Origin of the sequence: Pseudoalteromonas sp. BSi20652 (assembly GCF_000239855.1) — a bacterium.
GTDB lineage: Bacteria > Pseudomonadota > Gammaproteobacteria > Enterobacterales > Alteromonadaceae > Pseudoalteromonas.
Genome location: NZ_BADT01000040.1, coordinates 1 through 4,410, shown reverse-complemented (window position 1 = coordinate 4,410; position 4,410 = coordinate 1). Strand labels below are relative to the sequence as shown.

General features: G+C 36.8%; 4 protein-coding genes. 1 reads left to right on the top strand and 3 read right to left on the bottom strand.

The window, feature by feature from the left end; all coding sequences use genetic code 11:
- A partial coding sequence (locus tag P20652_RS17465; RefSeq protein ID WP_033017088.1) for an MFS transporter occupies positions 1-459 on the bottom strand: 459 nt, incomplete at its 3' end.
- A 317-nt stretch (positions 460-776) separates the two neighbouring features.
- Between P20652_RS17465 and P20652_RS14745 the strand changes: the two genes are divergently transcribed.
- Positions 777-1,574 carry a M48 family metallopeptidase gene (locus P20652_RS14745; protein ID WP_033017087.1) on the top strand — a complete coding sequence of 266 codons (798 nt, stop codon included), beginning with the start codon at positions 777-779 and terminating at the stop codon, positions 1,572-1,574.
- Between the two features lie 234 nt (positions 1,575-1,808).
- On the opposite strand, the gene P20652_RS14750 is transcribed toward P20652_RS14745, so the two are convergent.
- The gene (locus tag P20652_RS14750; RefSeq protein WP_008166306.1) at positions 1,809-2,825 is read right to left on the bottom strand and encodes an alpha/beta fold hydrolase; all 1,017 of its coding nucleotides are present in this window, start codon (positions 2,823-2,825) and stop codon (positions 1,809-1,811) included.
- A 364-nt stretch (positions 2,826-3,189) separates the two neighbouring features.
- Positions 3,190-4,410, bottom strand: a 1,221-nt coding sequence (locus P20652_RS17460) for a Na+/H+ antiporter NhaC family protein (protein ID WP_033017086.1), incomplete at its 5' end; no start/stop codon positions are given.

Below are 4,410 nucleotides of genomic sequence, written 5' to 3'. Positions count from 1 at the left end.
CGATGGTGCAAGCAGCGGTGCAACCATCATGATCATAGATACGTAAGACATGCCTTTAGCGGTGTTTTTTTGATATATGTGCCTAATTATACCTGGCACAACGACTGTAGCTGCAGCACCTGTAAAAGCTTGAACAGCTCTAAGAATCCAAAAAGTATGTATTTCGGTAGTAAAGGCAAGCGCCACTGAGCTAATACCAAATAAGGTTAAACCTATCTTAGCAAGTTTACGACGACCAATTTGATCTGCAATAGGACCGAAAAAAAGCATACCTAACGAATAACCCGCTAAATAAATACTCAGAGAAATTTGCACATTTGGCATATCTGTTTGTAAGTCATTTGCAATAACGAGCATTGCAGGTAAATACATATCAATAGCAAGCGGCGTAATAGCCACAATACTCGCTAATAAAGGCAATAAAATACGGATACTAAAAGATGAGGTCGAGGCGTCCATGTATAAACTCAATCATGGCTAAAATTAGGCCTGTATTGTAACAGGATGGGTTGAGAGGATACACTTAGTTTGCCTGCTAACTTTATAACTTTATCGCAAATATCTAAATAATACTTAGTACCATTTAGTCTCGTTGAAAAACAAACTTTAAGGCAAAATAAAGAGGTTTATATAAAAATATTTTGCATTATTAATAGCTCGTTAAGCTTGTTTTTTTCAGTTGCTTTTTAGTTTGATTTACACAAAGCAAAGATTTTAAACTGGCACCGTGTTTGCTATTCTACAGTTAATGAAAATAATGATTTAAGAGAAGCATGATGAAAAAACTGGTAATTGCAATATTAGCGACAGCGGTTCTTGCAGGTTGCAAAACATCACCAACAGGGCGTACACAAATAGCGCTTTATTCGGATCAACAAATGAGTGAAATGGGCACTGCGAGTTTTGCAGATATGAAAAAAAATCAGCCTATTAATAAAGATGCTAAAACAAATGCATATGTAAATTGTATTGCTGAAAAAGTAGTCGCTGTTTTGCCTCAAGAATATGCTTCTCAAAATTGGGAAGTCGTTGTGTTTGAAGATGAGTCTGCTAACGCTTTTGCACTACCAGGTGGTTACATTGGGGTTCATACGGGCTTATTAAAAATTGCGACTAATCAAGACCAACTAGCCACAGTACTAGGGCACGAAGTAGGGCACGTAATTGCTGAGCATTCAAATGAGCGTGTTTCACAAAGTTCAATTTTAGATACGGGTATGCAGCTTGGCAGTGCAGCACTTGAAATGGGTAATATTCAATACCGTAACGAAATTATGCAAGGCTTAGGTTTAGGCGCACAATATGGAGTTGTTTTACCATTTAGCCGCTCGCACGAATCAGAAGCCGATACTATTGGTCTAGATTTAATGGCAGAGGCTGGCTTTAACCCGCAAGAGTCGGTAACACTGTGGGAAAACATGAGTAAAGCGGGTAGCGGTACCACACCTGAGTTTTTATCTACTCACCCAGCACCAAGTAACCGTATTAAAAATTTACAAGCGCAAATGAGCAAAGCACTTAGTGAGCAAAGTACAGCTAGAGCACAGGGTAAAAGCCCACAATGTAAGTTGTAATACCAACCTGCATAAATCTTTGATCAATTTAACGAATTAAATTGCACTATAACGTCGTTAAAAATTTTTATTTAGAACAACTAGATACAAAAATTTTTGCCTAGTTCTAGCGTAATTTTCTTAACGTTAAATAGACCCCATATATAAGCAGATTGGTATAATTTAGTTTAATTACTAAATAAAAAACCTACGTGAGTAATTACTTACAGGTTTTTTTGTATTCAGTACTTACCTTTATTTAGTTGTAAGCGCTTTTTGTAATACATTTTTAAAGCGCTCAAAATCTTCAATGTGAGGCAGGTGCCCTAAGTTATCCAGTTCGAATAACTGTGCGTCAGGGATAAGTGTTGCAGCGTGTTTGCCTAATTTATCATAGCGACCAAGCTCGTAATCAACACCGTCTTTTTTCCAGTTACGGCCTGGTCCTGTTCTATCCCGTGTACCTATAATTAATTTAACCGGTACAGCTAAATCTTTAAATTCGGTTATTACAGGTTGAGTGAAAATCATATCGTATGTTTTTGCATTTACCCATGCCATTTGCTCTTTATCTGGACCTTGTATTTGACCTACTATAAAGTTAGTTAAAGCTGAATAGGTAGCGTTCCACTTTCCATCATAATAATATTTTTGCTGATACCTTTTTACACCTTCCGGTGTTTTTGATAATTCGTTTTTATAGAAAAAGTTAGTATCTTTGTAATCAACATATTGCAGGTAGTTTTCAAGCCCAATAGGGTTAAGTAAAATTAATTTACTTGTTGTAGTTGGATACATTAACGCAAAACGGCTCGCAAGCATTCCGCCCATTGAATGGCCCAGTACAATAGATTTTTTAATATTAAGCGAATCCATTAACGCATGAGTATGATGAGCAAGCGCCGCAAACGAATACTGATAATCCATTGGTTTAGACGATTTTCCAAAACCAATTTGATCAGGAATTAATACACCATAGCCTAGTGACTGTAAGTATTGAGCGGTTGTGGTCCAGTAATGGGCGTTAAAGTTTTTTCCATGCAAAAGTGTAACAACAGGCATGTCGACTTTAGTGGGTTTTAAGTAAACATAAACCATTTTTAATGATTGTTTTTGTGAATCAACTGCAAAATAACTTACTTCAAAGTCGTAATCATAATTACTTAAAAGTGCATCATAAGAGAGGGTAGATGTATCTTGAGGTGTGCCTGCTAAGGCATTACTTGTTATTAAAAATAAAGTACAAAAGCAAATAATTTTAATCGACGACATTCGTTACTCCCATTAAGGATAAAAGCATAAACCCAAATAGGTATGCTTAAAATAAAGCATCACAATAACTAATTCTTAAGTACTATTCAATCGACGTTTTATAATGGTTAGCGCTATATAAAATAAAAGCTGCTATATAAAATTTAGGTTTTATCTAGGTGAGGGCTATAGGCGTTTTGCATCGCTAGCAAAATCCACTACTACAATCAGCAACAAATGTTGAGTTAATTAAAGCATCGTTTATCACTATAATTGTAGTGAAAAAAGGAGCGTTATTTTGGTGTAGGTATTTGATTTTCATTGCGTATATTTTAAATATGTTGCAGCTGTCGGTAACGCTGCAACATATTAATTCATAAGTAAATTACGCTCTATTGCGGCGTAAACAAATAATCGCAATAGCAGTAAAGGCTAAAATAAAGCAGTAATATGAGGATGTTGACACTTCCCAAGGGCTAATCTTAAATGTAGCGCCTAATAACAATGCTTGAGCACCGTAAGGTAGTGAGCCTTGCGTAACACAGGCAAATATATCAAGCAAACTAGCAGAACGTTTACCGCTTATTTCACCGTCATCAGCAAGTTTCTTAGCAATGGGACCCGCTACAATAATCGACACCGTATTATTAGCAATACACATATTGCTGGTCATAACTAATGCAGCAATACCTAATTGATCAGCTGCTTTACGATGCCATTTTGCAATAATTGTTGTAATTGCTTGAATTTTTTGTGCAATAAAATCCAGACCACCATTAATACGAATAAACTCAGATAGACCACCTATAAACATAGAAAGTAAAAATATTTCCTGCATATCGGTAAAGCCTTTGTAAATATCTTTTACAAAGCTTGCACCTTCATAGCTGCCTGTAAAGCCCATCAGTGCAGCAAAAATAATACCGCTAAACAACACCACAAATACGTTCAAACCAGCAACGGCTAATACTAAAATAAATGCGTAGGGAAGTACCAGCCAAATATCGTAATCTTTGGTTTCTACCGCTTGTGCAGCAGGTGTTAGATAAAACAATAAAGCAATTGTTAGTATTGCAGCAGGGACTGCTATTTTAAGATTTTCTTTAAACTTGTCTTTCATTTCACAGCCCTGCGTGCGCGTGGCTGCAATAGTGGTGTCGGAAATAATTGATAAGTTATCACCAAACATAGCGCCAGATACAATTGTACCTGCCATTAATGCTGGGTCTATACCCGTTTTAATTGATACAGCATAAGCAATAGGGCCAATGGCGCCAATGGTACCCATTGACGTGCCCATTGCGGTAGATACAACCGCTGCAATTAAAAATAAGCCAGGGAGTAATAATGCAGGCGGAATAAGTGATAAGCCCGCATTAACGACAGCATCTACACCACCAGTTGCACTTGCCACCGCAGAAAATGCACCTGCTAATAAGTAAATTAAGCACATGGTGATAATGTTGTTATGACCAGCGCCTTTAATAAATGTTTCAACACATTGATTAATCGTGCCTTTATTTAAAATAAAGGCAAGCATAATAGCGGGTAAAATAGCCACTGGAGCGGGAAGTTGATAAAAAGCGTAATCAACCCCTTGCGATTG